The following is a 20,391-nucleotide window of genomic DNA, read 5'->3' as shown; positions in this document are numbered from 1 at the left end:
TATTTTTCATTGCTCTTAAACGTCCAGCGTCGCATATTGGGCGTTTTTCTCGATGAACTCGCGGCGCGGGCCCACCTTGTCTCCCATCAGGATGGTAAAGGTCTCGTCGGCGCGCTCGGCGTCCTCGATGGAGATCTGCACGATTACCCGGTTCTCCGGGTTCATGGTGGTCTCCCACAGCTGTTCGGGGTTCATCTCGCCCAGGCCCTTGTAGCGGCTGACCTTGACGCCCTGTCCCATCTGCGCCGACAGCTGAGACATCTCCGCCTCGTTATAGGCGTATCTCACCTGCTGCCCCTTGGCCAGCTTGAACAGCGGCGGCTGGGCGATATACACGTGGCCGCCCTCGATCAGCGGGCGCATGAAGCGGAAAAAGAAGGTGAGCATCAGCGTGCAGATATGCGAGCCGTCCACGTCGGCATCGGCCATGATGAATACTTTGTGGTAGCGCAGCCGGGACAAATCGAAATCCTCCCCGATGCCGCAGCCCAGCGCCGTGACCACCGGCATCATCTTTTCATTGCCGTAGACCTTGTCCAGACGGGCCTTTTCCACGTTGAGCATCTTGCCCCACAGCGGCAGGATGGCCTGGATATTGGAGTCGCGCCCCATCTTGGCGCTGCCGCCGGCGGAATCGCCCTCCACGATATAGATCTCTGTTTTGGAGGGGTCTTTTTCACGGCAGTCGGCCAGCTTGCCGGGCATGCGGCTGGTCTCCAGGGCAGATTTGCGGCGCACCAGCTCACGGGCGCGCTTTGCCGCCTCGCGGGCGCGGGCAGCCTGGGTGGCCTTTTCAAAGACCGCCTTGGCGACGCCGGGATTTTCCTCAAAAAATTCTTTCAGCTTGTCGTACACGATACTGGACAGCAGGCCGCGCACCTCGGTGTTGCCCAGCTTTGCCTTGGTCTGGCCCTCAAACTGCGCCTCGGTGAGCTTGACGCTGATGACCGCGGTCAGGCCCTCGCGCACGTCGCTGCCGGAAAGGTTTTCATCCTTGTCTTTCAGATATCCCTTTTCGCGGCCGAAATCGTTGAACACGCGGGTGATCGCGCTTTTGAACCCCTCTTCGTGGGTGCCGCCGTCCGGCGTGTTGACGTTGTTGGCAAAGGACAGGATCAGCTCGTTATAGCTGCTGTTGTACTGCAGCGCCACCTCGGCGATGATGTCGTCCTGCTGGCCCCTGAGATAGATGACCTCGGGATGCAGCACCTCCAGCTGGCGGCGGCGGTGGATGTGTTCGACGAAACTGCGGATGCCGCCTTCATAGCACATGCTCTCCCGCACCGGCTCGTCGCCGCGCTCGTCAGTGATGGTGATGCGCACCCCCGCGTTGAGGAAAGCCTCCTCCCGCAGGCGGGTGAGCAGGGTGTCGTAGTTAAAGACCAGTTCCTCAAACATTTCGGGGTCCGGCTTGAAGATGACGGTGGTGCCGGTGGTGCCGGTCTCGCCGATCACCTTGAGGGGGGCCTGCGCCACGCCGCGATGGAACGTCTGCTCGTACTCTTTCCCATCCCGGCGCACCCGCACGGTGAGCCACTCGGACAGGGCGTTGACCACGCTGCCGCCGACGCCGTGCAGGCCGCCCGCCACTTTATAGCCCGAATTGTCCCCGCCGAATTTTCCGCCCGCGTGCAGCACCGTGTAGACGACGGTCACCGCCGGGATGCCCAGCTTGGGCTGGATATCCACGGGGATGCCGCGGCCGTTGTCCACCACCTCGATGATATTTTCTTTTTTGATGGTGACCTCGATGTGGTTGCAGTACCCTGCCAGCGCCTCGTCGATGGCGTTGTCCACGATCTCGTAGACCAGATGGTGCAGGCCGCGGGGCCCGGTGGAGCCGATATACATGCCCGGGCGCTTGCGCACCGGGTCAAGCCCCTCCAGCACCTCGATCTGCGAACCGCCGTACTCGTGCTCGATCCTGTTTTCGTTCTCTGCCATAACTTTCTGCTTTCCTCCCGTTTCGGCGGGCGGCCTGCCGGGAGATCTCCCGGCGGGACAGCCGCGCGTCATGTAAGCCTATATGAGAATCCGGGCGAGGGCCGCCGCGGGGAAAGGCTCTCCCCGCCGCGGCGCGCTCAGATATTTTTGATGTCGTCGATATAGCCGGACCTTTTTTTCAGGGTCGAGGCCGAGATCTGAGAGATGTAGATGGTGGGCCGCCTGCCGGCCATGACGATAAAGCTTTTCGGCAGCTCGCTGGACACATTGATCACCCGTCCTTCCAGCTCGGCGCGGCGCAGGGTGTCCCGCGTGCGCTTGGAGATCGTGGAGGTGTCCAGATCGAAGATGCCCAGGATATCCTTGGTGCGGATGATGGTGTCGGTGCCCAGATGAAGATACATCGCTCGCTCCTTTTTCAGGGCCGGCCGCGGCCGCCCTCTGCAGCTAGTGTTGCCAAAAAAAGCCGTTTTTTTGCCCCTGCCGGGTATTTTATCCCGCTCTCACTGCACCTGCCGCAGCCTGCCGCCCTCCATCTCCCAGATGGCGCCCGGCGTGTCGTGAAAAGCCGCCGCGTCGCAGCTGGTGAGCAGCACCTGCCGCCCCTCGATGCGGCCCAGCAGAAATTCCCGCCGCGCGCCGTCCAGCTCGGACAAGACGTCGTCCAGCAGCATCACCGGCTCGCTGCCGGTGACCAGGGCGATCTGCCGCGCCTCGGCGAGCTTCAGCGAAAGGGCCGCGCTGCGCTGCTGCCCCTGGCTGCCGAACGCGCGCGCGTCCTCGCCGCCGATGCGGATGCCCACATCCTCCCGGTGGGGGCCCACCGTACAGCACCCCGCCCGCAGGTCCGCCGGGCGGGCGGCGCGGATGCGCTGCAGCAGGTCGCCCCCATCCGCAGCGCTGGGCTCGTAGAAAAACGAGCAGTTCTCGCTGCCGGCCGACAGGCTGTCGTAGGTCTCGGACGCGATGGCAAACAGGCTTTCAAGATAATCCCGGCGGCGGCGGATCATCTCCCCGCCGGCCTCCGCCAGCGCCGCGTCGAAGGTGTCCAGCAGTTCTTCCAGCCCCTCAAAGCGCCGCGCGTCCCGCAGCAGGGCGTTTTTCTGGGCCAGCGCCCGGATATAGCGCCGGTAAACCGCGATATAGCCGGGATAGAGCTGGCAGAGGGCTGCGTCCACAAACCGGCGCCGCCCCTCGGGGCTGCCCTTGACCAGGCTGAGGTGGGTGGGCGCAAAGACCACCGCATAAAAATTGCCCGCCAGATTGGTGGCCCGCCCAAGATCCACCCCGTCCAGCTGCGCACTGCGCCCGGGCCGCACCCCGGCCTCGGCGCAGCCCTCGCCGCCGATCACCAGGCGGTAGGCCTTTTCTTCGCCGCCGTCGCTCAGCGCCCTCGACTCGACCACCGCAAAGGGAAGTCCGCGCCGCACCAGCTGCGCGTCCTTGCCCCCGCGAAAGCTTTTGGCCCCGGACAGCAGCCAGATGCTCTCCAGCAGATTGGTCTTTCCCTGTCCGTTTTTGCCGCAGATGACGGTGAGCTGCGGGCCGGGCCGGAACGAGGCGGCTTCGATGTTGCGGTAATCGCGCACCGCGTGCTCTTTTAAGATCACGCCTGCACGACCTGCAGTTCAAAATCCTCGATGCGCACCCGGTCGCCGGGGCGCAGTTTTTTGCCCCGCTGGGTGCAGACCTCCCCGTTGACCTGCACGGCGCCCTGCTGGATGGCCATCTTCGCCTCGCCGCCGGTGGACAGGATATTTGCAAATTTCAAAAGGGAATCGAGTTTGATGAACTCTGTTTTGATGGGGACCGTTTCCTGCGTCATTCCCGTCACCTCAATCGTTTTTGAACCTTACCGGCATGACCAGAAAGATAAAATCGTCGCCCTCCACCGGCAGGACCTTGACCGGGGAAAGAGGGCCGTTGAGCTCGAACGCCACCTTGTCGCTGCCGGAATTGCGCAGCGCGTCCAGCAGATAGCGGTTATTGAAGCCGACTTCCATCTTTTCGCCCTCGAATTCGCAGGGGATGGAATCCATCACCTTGCCCAGTTCGGTCTGGCAGCGGACGGTGAGGTTTTCGTCAAAGGTGATCCGCAGCGGGTTTTTCAGCCGCTCGGTGATGATGAGGCTGGCGCGCTCGATGGCGTCGGAAAATTCTTTGACGCCGACCACCACGCGGGTGAGATGGCTCGGGTTGATGGTCTTTTTATAATCCAGGAAAGCGTCGTCCAGCAGGCGGCTGATGACGGTGTAGCCGCCCAGCGTAAAGACCACATACCGCTTGCTGGCGCTGATGGCCACGGCTTCGTCTGAATCCCCGATCAGCCGGGCGACCTCATTGAGCGTTTTTGCGGGAATGACGATAGAGACCTCGCGCCCCGCGGTGACCGGGCGCTCGCAGATGGCAAGGCGGAAGCCGTCCAGGGCCACCAGGGTCAGCTTATCGCTTTCCAGCACGAACTTTTCGCCGTTGTTGGCCGGTTTTTTGTCGTCCTGAGAGACCGCGTAGATGGTGGTCTCGATCATTTCTTTCAGGATGGGACCGTCCATGGCGATGGCCGGCGTCACGCCGTTTTTGTTCTCTTCGCCGCCCTGCTGGAACGCCACGGCGGGAAGCTCGGGGTAGTCGGCGGCCGAGATGCCGGTGATGTTGTATTCGGTGATGCCGCCCTTTACCGTGGTGACCAGATTTTCGCTGCACTCGATCTCCACCAGCTCGGCGGGCAGGCGGCGCACCATGTCGCCCACCAGTTTGGCGCTGAGCACCACGGCCCCCTCGTCCCGGATGCGGGCGTCGATCTTGGTGGTGATGCCCATTTCCAGGTCGTAGCCGGTCAGGGTGAGGGTGTTGCCCTCCGCCTTGAACAGGATCCCTTCCAGCGCCGGCACGCTGCTGCGCATCGTGACCGCGCGGGAGACGCCGGCAATGGCCTCGGCAAGACTGCTTTTTTCGCATTCAAATTTCATACGGGTCCTCCCAATCTGTCTTTGCAGCCGTCCGGCTGCTGTGATCGTGTTTTTTTCAAAAAAGCTCTCTTATTGAGCTTTAAAAATAGTAGCAGTAATAGGGGCTGTGAATTTGTGGAAAAAAATGCGCGATGCATTGAAGCGCCCGAAAAAAACGGGCTTTGGATCTTGTTGGGCAAAATGTGGACAACTTGTGGTTTTCCACATTTGGGCGGTTTCCAAAAGGGGATGTTGAAAAAACGATGTGGAATGTGGAAAGAGATGTGGAAAAAAGAGAGGCGCTTTTTGGGCGGGCAGCGGGGGAAAAGTTCAGAAAAAAGTGCGCCGGGCTGGCCCGTTTTTTTCAGACCCTCGCGTTTTTGACGATGTCCTCCACGATCTCGCGGAACCGGGGGTCGGCGTCGATCTTTTTTTCCACCTCCGAGATGGAATAGACCACGGTGGAGTGGTCGCGGCCGCCGAACTCTTTGCCGATCTCCTGCATCGTCATGCCGGTGATCTCGTGCACCACATACATGGCCGTTTTGCGGGCCGAGGAGATATTGCTGCTGCGCTTGCGGCTGCGGATGTCCACCGGGGTGATGTTATAGGTGCGCGCGACCTCGCTGACGATCTTTTCGATGGTGACCGGCACGGGCTGGTTTTCGTTGAGAATGTCTTTGATGGCGTTCTGCGCCACGCCGATCACCGGCTGGATGCCCTCCAGCAGACGGTAGGCGTTCAGCTTTTTTACCGCGCCCTCCAGCTGGCGGATGTTGTTTTTCAGGTGGTTGGCGATGAACTCGGCCACATCGTCCGAGATATCCAGGCCCAAAAGGTCCGCCTTGCGGCGGATGATGGCGACCCGCGTCTCAAAATCCGGCGGTTGGATATCCGCGATCAGGCCCCACTCCATCCGGGTGCGGATGCGGTCCTCAAGGCTCTTGATCTCCTTGGGCGGCCGGTCGGTGGCCAGCACGATCTGCTTGCCGGCGTTGTACAGCGTGTTGAAGGTGTGGAAAAATTCCTCCTGTGTGGACTCTTTGCCGGCGATGAACTGGATGTCGTCCACCAGCAGCACGTCGGCCGCCCGGTATTTCTGGTGGAAGTCCGAGGTGGAGTTGGTCTGGATGGCGCTGATGATCTCGTTGGTGAACGCTTCGCCGTCCACCATGACGATGTTGAACTCCGGGTGGTTTTTGGCGATCTCCAGCCGGATGGCGTTGAGCAGGTGGGTCTTGCCCAGACCGGAGTCCCCGTAGATCACCAGCGGGTTATAGGCGCCGGAGGGGTTTGCCGCGACCGCCTGTGCGGCGGCGTGGGCGAACTTGTTGGTGCTGCCCACGATAAAATTCTCAAACGTGAACGCATAGCTGCCCGTGGAGACCGGGGCCTGCACTTCCAGCTTGACGGATTCCGGCACCTGAAATTTCAGCTCTACCCCAAACCCGAGGATGGAGGTGAAAGCCTCGCCCAGCAGATCGGCGTACCGCTCCTGTATCATGCCCTTGATAAAATCGCTGCGCACCAGGATGGTGACCGTCCCGTTTTCAAAGGAGACCGGCTCCAGCCCGTCGATAAAGAGATTGTAGGTGGCTTCCACCACCCGCTCCCTGCAGTAGTCTTTGACGGCTGCAAAGACCTCGTCAAAAGAATCCATAACTGTACGACACACTCCCAATAAATCAGATTGTTTCCCGGGGAAAGGGGGCGATGCGGCCGGCCCGGTCCGCGGCGGCGCCGGGAAACAGGCCGGATGAAACAAAAAAAAACAGGTCTTTAAGTAATCCCGCGCCGGGAGAGGAAACAGCAGCGGCGCACCCCTGCAAAAACTTAAAAACCGGTTTTCGGCCGTTTTCCGCCGCCGAGCGGCGGGCAAGGCCCGCGGCCGCCGGTATTCGGTGATTTTTCACCATAGCGGCCGTTATGTTTGCAGCAATTATACCATAAAAAACACGCCCGTACAACACCCAGCGGGCTATTTATATATAGTAATATATAAGAAAATTCATTATAGAGAGGCGTTTGGCAGGAGGGTCCTTTATTCATTGCCAAAAAATGGACGGTCTAAGCCTCAAAAGGCAAAAAGGCGCCTTTCAGCGGCGCAGAACCTTGGAAAAAACTATTGACATGGCCGAGAACTTTACGCTATACTTTTAAGTTGCAAGGCTGTGCGTTTTCAGCGGCAGTTCGAATACGCGGCCTCAAAGCGATGTAACGCCCTTTGTTCGGCGTACAAATAACGCCCGCCAGGGCAGACCTTAAAATGGAGGAAATAAAAATGAAGAGAACCTTTCAGCCCAAAAAGCGTCAGCGCACCCGTGAGCACGGCTTTCTCAGCCGCATGAAGTCCAAAAGCGGACGCAAGGTCATCGCCGCGCGCCGCAGCAAGGGCCGCGCCAAGCTCGCCGTTTGACCGCATAGGGGATCGGCGGCCGCCCGCCTCATCCCGCTTTTTCAAAGGGCCGCCGCAGCAGGTGGCCTTTTCCTCTTACATGGGGGAATGCGCGGGGCGCGCCGCAGCCGGAACACGCGGCAGAGGGGGGAGAGACCGTGCGCTATGAATCCATCGTCCGCAATACGGAATTTTCCCGCGCCTACCGCAGGGGAAAGTCTTATGTGAGCCCGTTTCTCGTCACTTATGTGCTGCGCCGCAAGCGCGGCGGGGTGCGTCTTGGCATCACCACCAGCAAAAAGATCGGCGGCGCGGTGCAGAGGGTGCGCGCGCGGCGTGTGATCCGCGAGGCCTATTACGCCATGGGGCTGAACGAGGAGCAGAGCGTGGACCTGGTCTTTGTGGCCCGCACCGCCACCACCCGCGTCAAGATGCAGAAGGTGGAAAAGGCCATGCGCGCCCATCTGACGGCGGCGGGCCTGCTGTCCCGATGATCCGCCGGGCATTGCTGGCGCTGCTGCGCGGCTACAAAAAGTATATCTCCCCGGCACTGGGCAACAATTGCCGGTTTTTGCCCACCTGCAGCGAATACGCCATGCAGGCCATCCAGACCCACGGCGTGCTGAAAGGCGGGCTGCTCAGCCTGTGGCGCATTTTGCGCTGCAACCCGCTGGGCCGCTATGGCTACGACCCGGTGCCCCCCAGGGGACGCTGGCGCAGCGACGAACGCGATCTCAAAAAACCCCGCTGAGAGGGGCGACCCTCCAGGAGGCAAAAATATCAGGCCGCCGCAGGCGGCAGTTAGGATGTCACTATGTCGTTTTTAGGATTTTTGGGCGGACCGCTCGGGTACGTCATGGAGTTCATCTACAAGTTCCTTGTCAGCGACTACGGCCTGTCGCTGGTGCTGTTCACCATCGTGCTGCGGGTGCTGATGTTCCCCCTGCGCATCAAACAGCAGAAATCGACCGCCAGGATGTCGGCCTATCAGCCGATGATCCTTGAGATCCAGAAAAAGTATGCCAAGGACAAAAACAAGCAGCAGGAAGAGCTGATGAAGCTGCAGGAGGAATATGGCTATTCCCCCACGGCCGGCTGTCTGCCGATGCTGCTGAACTTTGTGGTCATCTTCGGCATCATCGAGGTCGTTTACCGCCCGCTGACCTATATCCTGCACATCCCCGCTGAGGTCATCACCGCCGCCGCCGACGCGGGGTCCATCGCCGCGGGCTATGCCCAGCAGAGCGGCATCATCAGCGCCGTCGTCACGGGCAATTCCGCGGTCATGAGCGCGCTGGGCGACTCGCTGTCCGCGGTGCAGGGCTTCAATGTGTTCTGGGGCAACCTGAACCTGGCCGCCATGCCCACCATCAGCCTTGCGGGCTGGATGACCCTGATCTTCCCGGTCCTGTCGGTGGTGACGATGGTCGCCAGCCAGATCATCATCCAGAAGACCAGCGGCCAGGAGATGCAGGGCAGCATGAAATGGATGCCCTGGCTCATGAGCGCCATGTTCATCTTTGTCGGCTTTACCGTGCCCGTGGGCTTCAGCCTTTACTATACCGTCTCCAACATCCTGATGGTCGTCGAAAGCCTGATCGCCAAAAAGATCTATGACCCCGAAAAGATGAAAGCGCAGCTTGCCGCCGAGATCGAAGAGAAGAGAAAGGCGAAGAAAGCCAAAAAGAAGGTCACCGTCAAGACCGACGACGGCGCGGAGATCAAAAAAGAGGTCACCGAGTCCGAACTGGCCAGCATCCGCCTGCAGCGCGCGCGGGAGATCGACGCCGAGCGGTATGCCGATGAGCGCACCGAGCCGCTGACAGAGGAAGAGCGGGCGGCCCTGGAGGCAGAGCAGGGACAGAAGAAGAAAAAGAAGAGCGGGAAGCAGGAGCCGGAGAAGGTCTCTGCGAATTCTGAGGAGCAGACCGAGCGCCTGCTGGCGGAAGAGAAAGCAGAGAGCGAAAAACTGCACAAAGACGAGGAATAAACGCGGGAGAGGAGCAAACGGCAATGAGTGAATTGATCGTAACTGCAAAAACCGTGGATCAGGCGATCGACAAAGCCTGCGCACAGCTGGGGCTGAGCCGGGACGAGGTGAGCGTCGAGGTATTGGAGATGCCCACCCGGCGCCTGTTTTCGTCCACCCCTGCCAAAGTAAAGGTCACCTATGGCAGCGAGGAAGAGGCCCCGGCCGCCGCGGAGCAGCAGCCGGAGCCCGCAGCGGAAAAGCCCGCCCCGCAGGAGGAGAAAAAAGCGCAGCCCGATGCCTCCGCAAAGACCTCACCCGCCGCCCCTGCGGCGGAAAAGGCGGAGGAAAAGCCCGCTGAAGAGCCAGCGGCCGGTGAAAAGGTAGACGCCACCGTCGCTTATTTCAAAGCGGTCGCCGCCCAGATGGGCGTGGAGGACTTCACTGTGGAGCCGGTGCGGGTGAATGGCGCGGTCATCCTGCGGGTGGATGGTCCCAACGTAGGGGCCCTGATCGGCCGCCGCGGAGAGACCATGGAAGCGCTGAGCTATCTGATGGGCCTTGCCGGCAACCGCGCGGGCGGGGACTATGAAAAGTTTGGCCTGGACGTGGCCGGGTACCGCGGCAAGCGGGAAAAAGATCTGGACGCGCTGGCCCGCCGCGTGGGCGCCAAGGTGCAGAAGACCGGGCGCAGCCATATGTTTGAGCCGATGAACCCCTATGAGCGCAGGATCATCCATTCCGCCATCAGCGAGATGGAAGAGCTGTCCAGCGAATCCACAGGGGAGGGGGCCGACCGCCGCGTGGTGGTGCGCTCCACCGGCCCCAACGCCCTGCCGGACAAGCCCCGCGCGCCGCGCGGGGACCGTTACGGCCGCGGCGGCGGCGGAAAAGGCGGCCCCCGCAAGGGCGGCCGGGATCGTGACCGCGGCCCGCGCCGCGAACCGCGCGAGCGTCCCCCGCGTCCCCAGCCCACCGGGGATGCGCCCGTGGTGCCGGAGCGCGCGCCCTCCTCGCTGGACGAGGGATTCGATCTGCCGCTGTACGGCAAGATCGAGCTGTAAACTGAAGAGCAAAAACGGGCGGTCCGGGATCGTCCCCGCGGGCGCGGGGCGTACCGGCGCCCGTTTTGTTTTGAGACTGTCCCGGCCGCAGAGGGACCCGCCCCGGCAAAGGCGCAAAGGGATCTCCGCGGGCAGCGGCATTGGGGCCGGGGCGCTCCGCTGAGGACTGCCCGGAGGGGTTCCATAGTATCGTGTTCCAAAGCGCAGGGGCTTGCCCGCCCGGGGCTGCAGAGCACAGGGCGGGAAAAAAGCGCGGGGGGGCCCCAGTGCGGAATAAGCGTGGGAGAATGCTCAGAGTTCTGCCCGCGTCCGCCCCGGAGGAGCTGCTTTTGCAGCCTTACCGCGGAGGAAAGAGGACTCGGGGGCGGGAAACGCCCGGTCACCCCGCTGGTTTTTGGCTGGCCCGGCAGCATCCCTTGCCGGCGGGGGCGGTGAGAAGCGGCACATGCAGCGCGTTTTGTTTTGCGCTCTCTGCAGGGACGCGGATTTTAGCAGGCCCTGTTTGGGAGCTGCCGCCGCCCCCGGGCCTGTGCGCGCCGGTAAGCGGCCCTGTGCGCCGAAAGTGCGGCGCGGAACAAGACAGAGAGACCTCGGTGCGCAGCCAGCGTGAGAGAATTTCCGGGTTCTGCCCGCGTCCGCCCCGGAGGAACTGCTTTTGCAGCCCTGTCCCGGAGACACGGGGTCCGGGACGGGAAACGCCCGGTCACCCCGCTGGCCGCCGCTGGTACCCGTTTGCGCGGCAGAAAAGTTTTCCACATCCGCCGCACCGTGCGGTTGAAAACAGAGAGAGGAGAGACAGGATCATGCAGCAGTCGACCATCGCCGCTATCGCCACCGCGCCGGGGCAGGCGGGCATTTCCTGCGTGCGCATTTCCGGGCCGTCGGCCTACCGGGTGGCGCAGGAGGTCTTTCGGCCGGCGCGGGCCGGCCGCAGGCTGGAGGATGCAAAGGGCTATACCGCGCTTTACGGCTTTTTTGAGCGGCGGGGACGCCGCATGGACGAGGCGGTGGCGCTCTGTTTCCGCGCGCCGAAAAGCTACACCGGCGAGGACGTGGTGGAGCTTTCGGTACATGGCGGAGAGGCGGTGGTGCGGGAACTTCTGGCCGCCTGTTATGAGGCGGGAGCGGCCCCCGCGGCCGCCGGGGAGTTTACCCGCAGGGCTTTTCTCAACGGGCGGATCTCTCTGACCCAGGCCGAAGCGGTGATGGAGATGATCGAGGCCACCGGGGCGGATGGGGCCAGGGCTGCCGCAGCGGCCATGGAGGGGGCGCTGTACCGGCGCATCCAGCAGGTGACAGGTATCCTTACCGCTCTGGCGGGACATATCGCCGCTTATACCGACTATCCCGAAGAGGACGTGGAGGAGCTTTCAGCCGAACGGCTGCGGCAGGCGCTGGAGACCGCCCGCAAAGATCTGAAAGAGCTGTTGGATGGATACGAGGGAGGCAGCATCCTGCGGCGCGGGGTGCGCACGGCCATCGTGGGCAGCCCCAACGTGGGCAAAAGCACGCTGCTCAACCTGATGAGCGGCTATGAAAAGGCCATCGTCACCCCCATTGCGGGCACCACCCGCGACGTGGTGGAAGAGGATGTCTCGCTGGGGGGCACCACCCTGCTGCTGGCCGATACGGCCGGCCTGCGGGAGACGGACGACCCGGTGGAGGCGGAGGGCATCCGCCGCAGCAACCGGAAGATGGAGGAAGCCAATCTCATCCTGGCGGTCTTTGACGCTTCTCAGCCGCTCTCGCCGGATGATCTGGCTCTCGCCGCCCGCTGCCGGGGACGGCTGGCGATCGCGGTGTTCAATAAGGCGGATCTCCCCCCGCGGGCCGATGCGGCCGGGGTGGAGGACTGTTTCAAGCGCCTGGTGCGGATCAGCGCCCGGGAAGAGGGCTTTTCCGACGCGCTGCGCGGGGCCATTTTGGACCTGATCGCAGCGGAAAAGCCGGACCCGGACGCGGCCCTGCTTGCAAACGAGCGCCAGCGCGCGGCCGCGGCCCGGGCAAAGCAGGCGCTGGACGACGCGCTGGACGCGGCCGAGGCGGGGTTTGCGCTGGACGCGGTGTCGGTCTGTGTGGACGACGCGCTGGACGCCCTTTACGAGCTGACCGGGGAAAATGCGTCGGATGCGGTGATCGACGAGGTGTTCTCAAAATTCTGCGTGGGCAAGTAGACCCGAGAGGTTGAAAGATCTGGTCGGACAGCCCGCTTCTGGCGGCTGTGCGCGGCTGCGGCCCGGGCAAACAAGCGCCGCCCTGCGGCTGCGGCGGTCCGCGGCGATGAGGGCCTGAAAGACAGGGGAAAAGGGAGAGAAAGAGAATGGATCTGCTGGGAAGCTATGACGTGATCGTGGTGGGCGCCGGGCACGCGGGCATTGAGGCCGCGGTGGCGGCCGCCAGACTGGGCTGCCGCACGGCCCTGTTCACCATGAGTTTGGACGGCGTCGGCAATATGCCCTGCAACCCCTCGATCGGCGGCACGGCAAAGGGGCATCTGGTGCGGGAGATCGACGCGCTGGGGGGGGTGATGGGGCTGGCGGCCGACGCCACTTTTCTGCAGAGCCGCATGCTCAACCGGGGCAAGGGGCCGGCCGTGCACTCGCTGCGGGTGCAGAGCGACCGCCAGCGCTATCACGAGTATATGAAACGCCTGTTGGAGCGCACCCAGAACCTGGAGCTCAAGCAGGGGGAGGTGGTGCGGCTGCTCAGCGAGGACGGCAGGGTCACCGGCGTGGAGACCCGCCTGTGCGCGGGCTATCGCGCCGGCGCAGTGATCCTTGCCACCGGCACCTATCTGGCGGGAAAGATCTATGTGGGGGAGGCCAGCTACGAGAGCGGGCCGGACGGCCAGCACGCGGCGCTGGGACTGTCGGACAGCCTGCGGGCGCTGGGGGTGAGCCTGCGCCGGTTCAAAACCGGCACCCCGGCCCGGGCCAACCGCCGCAGCATTGATTTTTCCGCGCTGGAGGTGCAGCCGGGAGACGAGCCGGTAGAGCCGTTCAGCTTTATGACCCGGGGCGATCTGCGCAATAAGGTGGTCTGCCATATCACCTATACCAACGAGCAGACCCACCGCATCATTTTGGACAATATCGGCCGCTCTCCCCTTTACGGCGGCAAGATCGAGGGCGTGGGGCCCCGCTACTGCCCCAGCATTGAGGACAAGGTGATGCGTTTCCGGGACAAGCCCCGCCACCAGATCTTTATCGAGCCCTGCGGCGAGGACACCGACGAGATGTACCTGCAGGGCATGAGCAGTTCTCTGCCCGAAGAGGTGCAGAACGCCTTTTACCATACCATCCGCGGGCTGGAGCAGCTGGAGATCATGCGGCCCGCCTATGCGATCGAGTACGACTGCTGCGACCCGCTGGAACTGGATGCCTCGCTGGCTTTCAAACGGATCCCCGGCCTGTTCGGCGCCGGGCAGTTCAACGGTACCTCAGGGTATGAGGAAGCCGCCGCCCAGGGGCTGGTGGCGGGGATCAACGCGGCCCGCACCGTGCAGGGAAAGGAGCCGGTGATCCTGGAGCGGCAGTCCAGCTATATCGGCACGCTGATCGACGATCTGGTGACCAAGGGGGTGCTGGACCCCTACCGCATGATGACCAGCCGCAGCGAGTACCGGCTCACGCTGCGCCAGGACAATGCGGACGAGCGGCTCACCCCGCTGGGACGGGAGCTGGGCCTGGTGGACGACGCGCGCTGGACCAGCTTTCAGAGGGATCAGGCCGTCAAACAGCAGGAGCTCAAGCGGCTGGCCGGCAGGGTTCTGCGCCCGTCAGAGGCGGCCCCCATGCTGGAACAGTTGGGAGAGCCGGCACTGGTCACCGGGGCAACGGCGCTGGAACTGCTGCGCCGTCCGGCGGTGAGCTATGCGGCGCTTGTCCAGGTCATCGGCCCGGGCGAGGGGGTAGGCGGCCGCGTGGCTGCCCAGATCGAGACGGAAGTCAAGTATGAGGGCTATATCCGCCGCCAGCAGCAGAAGATCGAAGCGCTGGCCCGGCAGGAAAAGGTGAAGATCCCGCCGGAGCTGGACTACGGGCCCATAGAGGGCATCCGTCTGGAAGCGCGGGAGAAGCTGTCAAAGGTGCGTCCGAAAAATCTGGGTCAGGCGGCCCGCATCCCGGGGGTCAGCCCCTCGGATATCGCGGTGCTTTCGGTGGAACTGGCAGCCCGCCGCGCCCGGGACGGAAAGGGGAAAAGATCATGATCGACACAAAACGTTTTGCCGCAAAGGCCGCCGGCTGCAAAGTGCCTGTGACGGAAGCGCAGGCCGCCCTGCTGGATCGGTACGCCGCATTGCTGGTGGAATACAATGAAAAGGTCAACCTGACCGCGATCACCGACGCGGAGGGGATCGAGGAAAAGCATTTTATCGATTCCCTGCTGCTGGCGGCCCAGCCGGAGGTGCAGGGCCGTCTGGTGGACGTGGGCACCGGGGCGGGCTTTCCCGGGGTGGTGGCAAAGATCTATTGCCCTGGGCTGCAGCTGACGCTGCTGGAGCCCACCGGCAAGCGGCTGGATTTTTTGCGCTGGGCCTGTGGGCAGCTGGGCGTGGAGGCGGAGTTTTTGAAAGAGCGCGCCGAAGAGGCGGCTCGGAAGCAGTGGCGGGAGACCTTTGACACCGCCACCGCCCGCGCGGTGGCGCGCCTTGACAAGCTGTCGGAATATTGTCTGCCGCTGGTAAAGGTGGGAGGATATTTTCTGGCCATGAAGGCGGAGTCCGCCGCCGAAGAGCTGGAGGAGGCGCGGCCCGCGATCCAGAAACTGGGCGGCCAGGTGGTGGAGCTGCGGCGTTTCTCTCTGCCCGCTGGTGACGAAAGGGGCATCATCGTCATTAAAAAAATATCGCAAACCCCGACGGTATATCCCAGAAACGGCGGTAAAATCGCAAAATCCCCGCTGAAATGACGGCGGGGTGTCGAAGCATGTAAATGGAAATATATGGAAATTAAGATTCTTTTGTGTTATCCTGTAACTGTTCCCGGAAAGCGAAAGCTTCGGGGCGGTTACAGGATTTTTTTGGCCCGGGCCGGGAGGGTGAAAGGCAAAACCGACGGCCGGGGAGAAAGGGCGGGACAAGCCATGTTTTTATCCAGATTGCAGGTGACGGGGCAGGTGGTGCTGGTGCCGCTGGAGCAGATCGAGCCGTCCCCCTGGCAGGCGCGCCGCCGGTTTGACCCGCGGGAGATGCAGGCGTTGGCGGCCAGTATCCGGGAAAATGGCATGCTGCAGCCGGTGACCCTGCAGCAGTTGGGCAAAAACCGATATGCCCTGGTGGCAGGCGAGCGGCGGGTGCGGGCTGCGCGGATGCTCGGCATGGAGAAGGTGCCCGCCATCCTGACGGACTATGAGGATGGACAAGCAGCGGTGCTCTCGCTGGAAGAAAACCTCCAGCGCCAGCAGCTGGGCCCCTTTGAAGAGGCGGAGGCGCTGCGCCAGCTGCTTACTCTTTGGAACTGTACCCAGACCGACGGGGCCAAGCGCCTGGGCCTTTCACAAAGCGCGCTGGCAAATAAGCTGCGGCTGCTGGCGGTGGCGCCGGAGGTGCGCCGGGCTGCGGAAGAAGCGGAACTCACAGAACGCCATGTGCGGGCGCTGCTGCGGCTGGAGACCTGCGCCCAGCAGTTGGAAGCCGTGGAAAAGATCCGCGCCGAAAAACTGACTGTGAGCGAGACCGAGCGCCTGGTGGAGCGGATAGGAAAAGAAAAACGCTCCAAACCCAAGCGCCGCGGCATGGTGCGGGATGTGCGCATTTTTGTCAACACGGTCAACCGGGCGGTGGATATGATGAAAAGCTCCGGGATACCGGCCAGCATGGAGCGCAGCGAAACAGGGGACTATATCCAGTACGTGGTGCGGATCCCAACAAATAAGGCAACTCTTCACTAAAATATATTGTTTGCAGAAAAGGCGGCAGAGAAATTTTTCTCTGCCGCTTTTTCTATAGAGGGGGGCCTTCTGGAAAAAGTTTCACGTGAAACTTTTGGGTGGAAGCAGAGGAAAAGGCGGCGGGAGAGAGATCAACGCCATGAGAACAAGAGGGGAGAGCGGACAGGCAAAAGCGAAAGACCAGATGGGAAGCCTAGAGGGAATTTCGCGTAAAAGTTTTTCCGGGCAGGAGAGAAAAGGCTCTGCATCTTGTGTCCGGAGCGGACCGCAGAGGGGAGTTTGACGGCAGCCCCCACGCAAAGGACTGCGGCTTTATTGTGAAGTGAGCCAGTACAAGATGCTGTTTATCAGTCTCAGGGCCGTCAACGCTGGAAAACGCAGAGCAAAGCAGGAATAAAGCAACAACAGGGCAGGGCAAGGACAGGGCGGGACAAGATAGGGCGAGACAAGGATAGGGCCGGAGAGGGGAAGAACAGGGATAGGGTGGAGATAAGGCAGCGTAAGGGCAAGACGGGGTGAGAGACACTGCAGCAACAGGGTAGGAACATGGCAGAAAAAGGAGAGACACCCTGGGAGACAGACCCTTTTCAGCGCGCGGCAGTCATAGTATCTATTCTCTGTTTTATTGTTTAGGAGTGCCGCTTCTCTCTGCAAACGGCCGGCCGCGATGACCTCAAAAAAATTTTGCGGTCTCCAAATAAAAAAAGATTGCGATATCCAAAAACAGGACATTCTAAAAGCAGCCTGTTTCACGTGAAACACGTTGTTGAAGAGAAGAAAACGGAAACATTGGCTGAAATGGGTTTTCCTGCATCAACTCCTGTGCTATAATAAACAGCACAGGAGTTGATATGAGTGAGTAAAGTCATTGCCATTGCAAACCAAAAAGGCGGGGTCGGCAAGACCACGACGGCGGTCAATCTCGCCTCGGCGGTGGCTGCGGCAGGCAAACGGGTGCTGCTGGTAGACCTGGACCCGCAGGGCAACAGCACCAGCGGGTATGGCGTCGCCAAGCGCAGTGTAAAAAACAGCGTTTATCAGCTGCTGATCGGGGAGGGGGAGCCGCAGGAATGCGTGCTTCATACCAAATATAAAGTGGACCTGATCCCCTCCAACATCCAGCTGTCCGGCGCGGGGATCGAGCTGGTGGCGCTGGACCGCAGGGAATCACGGCTGCGCGAGGGCATCGCGCCGCTGGCCAAACAGTATGACTTTATCTTTATCGATTGTCCCCCGTCGCTGGATCTGCTCACGCTGAACGGGCTTTGCGCCTGTGACACCGTTTTGGTGCCCATCCAGTGCGAGTTTTTTGCACTGGAGGGATTGTCCGAGCTGATGAGCACGGTGCGCACGGTCAAAAACATGTACAACCGCTATCTGGAGATCGAAGGCGTGCTGCTCACCATGTATGACGGGCGGCTGAACCTGACCCTGCAGGTGGTGGCGGAGGTCAAAAAATATTTCCCCAACAAGGTCTATAAAACGGTGGTGCCGCGCAATGTGCGCCTGTCGGAAGCGCCGAGTTTCGGGGCGCCGGTGAATTATTACGACCCCGCGTCAAAGGGGGCGGCGGCCTATCGCGATCTGGCGATGGAATTATTGGCAAATAACCGCGGTGCCGACGCATAAACGGAAAAAGGCCTTTTACAGCCCGGGCTGAGCAGCCGTGAGAACGGGACCAGACGCCGCGCGCGGGCCTGCAGGGCCCGGCTGCAGCGGCAGCGCTGCAAAAGAAACGTGATCCTGTCCCAAAAGACGCGGACGGCCGCAGCAGACGGCCGGCGAAAAAGCAGGCGGCGGCTTTTGAGAAAAAGGCAAACAAGATCGCACCATACAAAAAAAGACGCGCGGGCCGCCGGTCCGCGGCCCACACAAGGAGGATGCCCATGGCGGCAAAAAAAGGAGGGCTCGGCAGGGGACTGGATTCCCTTTTTGCCGAGTCGGCGGCAGGGCAGGGGAGCAAACCCACCAGCCTGCCGCTTGCGGAGATAGAACCGGACAAAAACCAACCGCGCAAGCATTTTGAGCCTGAAAGCCTGTCCGAACTGGCGGAGTCGATCCGGCTTCACGGGGTGCTGCAGCCGATCGCGGTGCGGCCAAACCCTGCGGGCGGATATCAGATCATTGCAGGGGAGCGCCGCTGGCGGGCGGCGAGGGAAGCGGGCCTCACCGAGATACCCGCGGTCATCAAAGAGGTCAGCGATGAGGACGCGATGGAACTGGCGCTGATCGAAAACCTGCAGCGGGAAAACCTGAACCCGGTGGAGGAGGCTTTCGGCTATCAGCAGCTGATCGAGACCTGCAGCCTGACACAGGAGCAGGCGGCCGCAAAGGTATCCAAAAGCCGTCCCGCGGTGGCCAATGCCCTGCGCCTGCTGGCCTTGCCGGAGGGAGTGCTGCATCTGCTGCGGCAGGGCGCGCTCAGCGCCGGACACGCGCGGGCGGTGCTGACGGTAGAAGGGGATGAAGCGCGCACCGATGCGGCCAGACTGATCGTGAGCCAGAATTTGAACGTGCGCCAGGCCGAAGCGCTGTGCAAAAAAATGGCCCGGCCAAAAAAGGAGCGCCGCGCCCGCCCGCGTCCCGCCCTGCCCTGCGAGGTGGAGCTCTCACTGCAGGAGGTGCTGGGCACTGAGGTAGGGGTGACCTACAAAGAGGGAAAAGGCACCCTGCAGGTGCATTTTTACAGTGATGAGCAGCTGAAGGCGTTTGCCAATCTGCTGGGAAAATATGAGAAGGAGAACGGAAAATAATGCTGGACATCAAATTTGTGCGGGAGAACCCCGAAGCCGTCAAAGAAAACATCAAAAAGAAATTTCAGGACCAAAAGCTGCCGTTGGTGGACGAGGTCATCGCGCTGGATGTGGAGAACCGCAGGACCATCACCGAGGCGGAGGCGCTGCGCGCGGAGCGCAACCGGCTGTCCAAGACCATCGGCGGCCTGATGGCCCAGGGCAAACGCGAAGAAGCCGAGCAGGTGAAAGCCCAGGTGGCACAGCAGGCGGACCGGCTGAAAGAGCTGGAAGCCCGCGAGGCGGAGCTGGACGAGAAAGTGCGCGGCATCATGATGAACATCCCCAACATCATCGACCCCAGCGTGCCCATCGGCCCGGACGACAGCCATAATGTGGAGGTACAGCGGTTCGGCGAGCCCGCGGTGCCGGATTTTGAGGTCCCTTACCACACCGAGATCATGGAGCGCTTTGACGGCATTGACCTGGACAGCGCGCGCCGCGTGGCGGGCAACGGCTTTTATTATCTGATGGGGGATATCGCGCGCCTGCACGAAGCGGTACTGGCCTATGCCCGCGATTTTATGATCGACAAAAAGGGATTTACCTATGTGATCCCGCCCTTTATGATGCACGGCTCGGTGGTACAGGGGGTAATGAGCTTTCCTGAGATGGACGCCATGATGTACAAGATCGAGGGGGAGGACCTGTATCTCATCGGTACTTCCGAGCACACCATGATCGGCCGTTTTGTCGACCAGATCATCCCGGAGGATCAGCTGCCCCAGACGCTGACCAGCTACAGCCCCTGCTTCCGCAAGGAAAAGGGCAGCCACGGCATCGAGGAAAGGGGCGTCTACCGCATCCATCAGTTTGAAAAGCAGGAGATGATCGTGGTCTGCAAGCCCGAAGAGAGCATGGACTGGTATGAAAAACTGTGGAAAAACAGCGTGGAACTGTTCCGCAGCCTGGATATCCCGGTGCGCCAGCTGGAGTGCTGCAGCGGCGACCTGGCGGACCTGAAGGTCAAAAGCTGCGACATCGAGGCCTGGAGCCCCCGGCAGAAGAAATATTTCGAGGTCTGCAGCTGCTCCAACCTGGGGGACGCCCAGGCGCGCAGGCTGCGCATCCGCGTCAAGGGGGCGGACGGCAAGAACTATCTGGCCCACACCCTCAACAATACCTGCGTGGCGCCGCCGCGCATGCTGATCGCCCTGCTGGAAAACAATCTGCAGGCGGACGGCAGCGTGAAGATCCCCGCGGTGCTGCAGCCGTATATGGGAGGCAAAACTGTTCTGGAACCGAAGAAATAAATGGTAAAACATGGAAAACCGGACGGAAAATTCCCGTCCGGTTTTTTCAGCAAAAAGGGGCAAACTAAAAGGGACAAAAAACCGCGATGCACCGCCAAAAAAGGTTGACAAGCCGCCCAGAATCCGATATAATA

At 61.7% G+C, this 20,391-nt stretch carries 18 protein-coding genes; 12 read left to right on the top strand and 6 right to left on the bottom strand.

The window, feature by feature from the left end:
- Positions 1–15: 15 nt before the first annotated feature.
- From gyrB to dnaA, 6 genes are all read right to left on the bottom strand, one after another.
- Positions 16–1,944 (bottom strand): DNA topoisomerase (ATP-hydrolyzing) subunit B, encoded by a 1,929-nt coding sequence (gene gyrB / locus H8S23_RS12510; protein ID WP_186888691.1) that lies wholly within the window; start codon positions 1,942–1,944, stop codon positions 16–18.
- 137 nt (positions 1,945–2,081) lie between these two features.
- Positions 2,082–2,348 (bottom strand): extracellular matrix regulator RemB, encoded by a 267-nt coding sequence (gene remB, locus H8S23_RS12505; protein WP_186888690.1) that lies wholly within the window; start codon positions 2,346–2,348, stop codon positions 2,082–2,084.
- A 99-nt stretch (positions 2,349–2,447) separates the two neighbouring features.
- Entirely contained in the window at positions 2,448–3,554 is a 1,107-nt protein-coding gene (recF, locus tag H8S23_RS12500) for a DNA replication/repair protein RecF (protein WP_186888689.1), read from the bottom strand.
- The gene (locus tag H8S23_RS12495; protein ID WP_186888688.1) at positions 3,551–3,769 is read right to left on the bottom strand and encodes an RNA-binding S4 domain-containing protein; all 219 of its coding nucleotides are present in this window, start codon (positions 3,767–3,769) and stop codon (positions 3,551–3,553) included. The genes recF and H8S23_RS12495 overlap by 4 nt, the downstream gene beginning before the upstream one ends.
- A 10-nt stretch (positions 3,770–3,779) precedes the next feature.
- The gene (gene dnaN, locus H8S23_RS12490; protein ID WP_186888687.1) at positions 3,780–4,913 is read right to left on the bottom strand and encodes a DNA polymerase III subunit beta; all 1,134 of its coding nucleotides are present in this window, start codon (positions 4,911–4,913) and stop codon (positions 3,780–3,782) included.
- A 343-nt stretch (positions 4,914–5,256) separates the two neighbouring features.
- Positions 5,257–6,552, bottom strand: coding sequence for a chromosomal replication initiator protein DnaA (dnaA, locus tag H8S23_RS12485; protein WP_186888686.1), 1,296 nt, complete (start codon positions 6,550–6,552; stop codon positions 5,257–5,259).
- A 621-nt stretch (positions 6,553–7,173) separates the two neighbouring features.
- Between dnaA and rpmH the strand changes: the two genes are divergently transcribed.
- From rpmH to serS, 12 genes are all read left to right on the top strand, one after another.
- Positions 7,174–7,308 (top strand): 50S ribosomal protein L34, encoded by a 135-nt coding sequence (rpmH, locus tag H8S23_RS12480; protein WP_186888685.1) that lies wholly within the window; start codon positions 7,174–7,176, stop codon positions 7,306–7,308.
- A 137-nt stretch (positions 7,309–7,445) separates the two neighbouring features.
- The gene (rnpA, locus tag H8S23_RS12475; protein ID WP_186888684.1) at positions 7,446–7,781 is read left to right on the top strand and encodes a ribonuclease P protein component; all 336 of its coding nucleotides are present in this window, start codon (positions 7,446–7,448) and stop codon (positions 7,779–7,781) included.
- Entirely contained in the window at positions 7,778–8,038 is a 261-nt protein-coding gene (yidD, locus tag H8S23_RS12470) for a membrane protein insertion efficiency factor YidD (protein ID WP_186888683.1), read from the top strand. The genes rnpA and yidD overlap by 4 nt, the downstream gene beginning before the upstream one ends.
- A 63-nt stretch (positions 8,039–8,101) precedes the next feature.
- Positions 8,102–9,277, top strand: coding sequence for a YidC/Oxa1 family membrane protein insertase (locus tag H8S23_RS12465; RefSeq protein WP_186888682.1), 1,176 nt, complete (start codon positions 8,102–8,104; stop codon positions 9,275–9,277).
- Positions 9,278–9,300: 23 nt separating this feature from the next.
- Positions 9,301–10,320, top strand: coding sequence for an RNA-binding cell elongation regulator Jag/EloR (gene jag, locus H8S23_RS12460; protein WP_186888681.1), 1,020 nt, complete (start codon positions 9,301–9,303; stop codon positions 10,318–10,320).
- A gap of 803 nt (positions 10,321–11,123) precedes the next feature.
- Positions 11,124–12,494: a tRNA uridine-5-carboxymethylaminomethyl(34) synthesis GTPase MnmE gene (mnmE, locus tag H8S23_RS12455; RefSeq protein WP_186888680.1), complete on the top strand. Its 1,371-nt coding sequence runs from the start codon at positions 11,124–11,126 to the stop codon at positions 12,492–12,494.
- 146 nt (positions 12,495–12,640) lie between these two features.
- Positions 12,641–14,530, top strand: coding sequence for a tRNA uridine-5-carboxymethylaminomethyl(34) synthesis enzyme MnmG (mnmG, locus tag H8S23_RS12450; protein ID WP_186888679.1), 1,890 nt, complete (start codon positions 12,641–12,643; stop codon positions 14,528–14,530).
- A complete protein-coding gene (gene rsmG / locus H8S23_RS12445; RefSeq protein ID WP_186888678.1) occupies positions 14,527–15,231 on the top strand; it encodes a 16S rRNA (guanine(527)-N(7))-methyltransferase RsmG in 705 nt (234 codons plus the stop codon). Before mnmG ends, rsmG begins: the two co-directional genes overlap by 4 nt.
- Before the next feature lie 174 nt (positions 15,232–15,405).
- Positions 15,406–16,212 (top strand): ParB/RepB/Spo0J family partition protein, encoded by an 807-nt coding sequence (locus tag H8S23_RS12440; protein ID WP_186888677.1) that lies wholly within the window; start codon positions 15,406–15,408, stop codon positions 16,210–16,212.
- 855 nt (positions 16,213–17,067) lie between these two features.
- Positions 17,068–17,841, top strand: a complete 774-nt coding sequence (locus H8S23_RS12435; protein WP_186888676.1) for an AAA family ATPase — start codon at positions 17,068–17,070, stop codon at positions 17,839–17,841.
- Positions 17,842–18,098: 257 nt separating this feature from the next.
- Positions 18,099–18,965 (top strand): ParB/RepB/Spo0J family partition protein, encoded by an 867-nt coding sequence (locus H8S23_RS12430; RefSeq protein ID WP_186888675.1) that lies wholly within the window; start codon positions 18,099–18,101, stop codon positions 18,963–18,965.
- Positions 18,965–20,257, top strand: coding sequence for a serine--tRNA ligase (serS, locus tag H8S23_RS12425; protein WP_186888674.1), 1,293 nt, complete (start codon positions 18,965–18,967; stop codon positions 20,255–20,257). The genes H8S23_RS12430 and serS overlap by 1 nt, the downstream gene beginning before the upstream one ends.
- The last annotated feature ends 134 nt before the right edge of the window (positions 20,258–20,391 follow it).

Source organism: Anaerofilum hominis (assembly GCF_014287275.1).
In the GTDB taxonomy this organism is placed as follows: Bacteria; Bacillota; Clostridia; order Oscillospirales; family Ruminococcaceae; genus Pygmaiobacter; species Pygmaiobacter hominis.
This window is presented reverse-complemented; position numbering and strand designations above follow the sequence as displayed.

Coding starts and splice junctions, on each gene's coding strand:
- gyrB (WP_186888691.1), bottom strand. CDS start 1,944: ATGGCAGAGAACGAAAACAGGATCGAGCACGAGTACGGCGGTTCGCAG.
- remB (WP_186888690.1), bottom strand. CDS start 2,348: ATGTATCTTCATCTGGGCACCGACACCATCATCCGCACCAAGGATATC.
- H8S23_RS12495 (WP_186888688.1), bottom strand. CDS start 3,769: ATGACGCAGGAAACGGTCCCCATCAAAACAGAGTTCATCAAACTCGAT.
- dnaN (WP_186888687.1), bottom strand. CDS start 4,913: ATGAAATTTGAATGCGAAAAAAGCAGTCTTGCCGAGGCCATTGCCGGC.
- dnaA (WP_186888686.1), bottom strand. CDS start 6,552: ATGGATTCTTTTGACGAGGTCTTTGCAGCCGTCAAAGACTACTGCAGG.
- rpmH (WP_186888685.1), top strand. CDS start 7,174: ATGAAGAGAACCTTTCAGCCCAAAAAGCGTCAGCGCACCCGTGAGCAC.
- yidD (WP_186888683.1), top strand. CDS start 7,778: ATGATCCGCCGGGCATTGCTGGCGCTGCTGCGCGGCTACAAAAAGTAT.
- H8S23_RS12465 (WP_186888682.1), top strand. CDS start 8,102: ATGTCGTTTTTAGGATTTTTGGGCGGACCGCTCGGGTACGTCATGGAG.
- jag (WP_186888681.1), top strand. CDS start 9,301: ATGAGTGAATTGATCGTAACTGCAAAAACCGTGGATCAGGCGATCGAC.
- mnmE (WP_186888680.1), top strand. CDS start 11,124: ATGCAGCAGTCGACCATCGCCGCTATCGCCACCGCGCCGGGGCAGGCG.
- mnmG (WP_186888679.1), top strand. CDS start 12,641: ATGGATCTGCTGGGAAGCTATGACGTGATCGTGGTGGGCGCCGGGCAC.
- rsmG (WP_186888678.1), top strand. CDS start 14,527: ATGATCGACACAAAACGTTTTGCCGCAAAGGCCGCCGGCTGCAAAGTG.
- H8S23_RS12440 (WP_186888677.1), top strand. CDS start 15,406: ATGTTTTTATCCAGATTGCAGGTGACGGGGCAGGTGGTGCTGGTGCCG.
- H8S23_RS12430 (WP_186888675.1), top strand. CDS start 18,099: ATGGCGGCAAAAAAAGGAGGGCTCGGCAGGGGACTGGATTCCCTTTTT.
- serS (WP_186888674.1), top strand. CDS start 18,965: ATGCTGGACATCAAATTTGTGCGGGAGAACCCCGAAGCCGTCAAAGAA.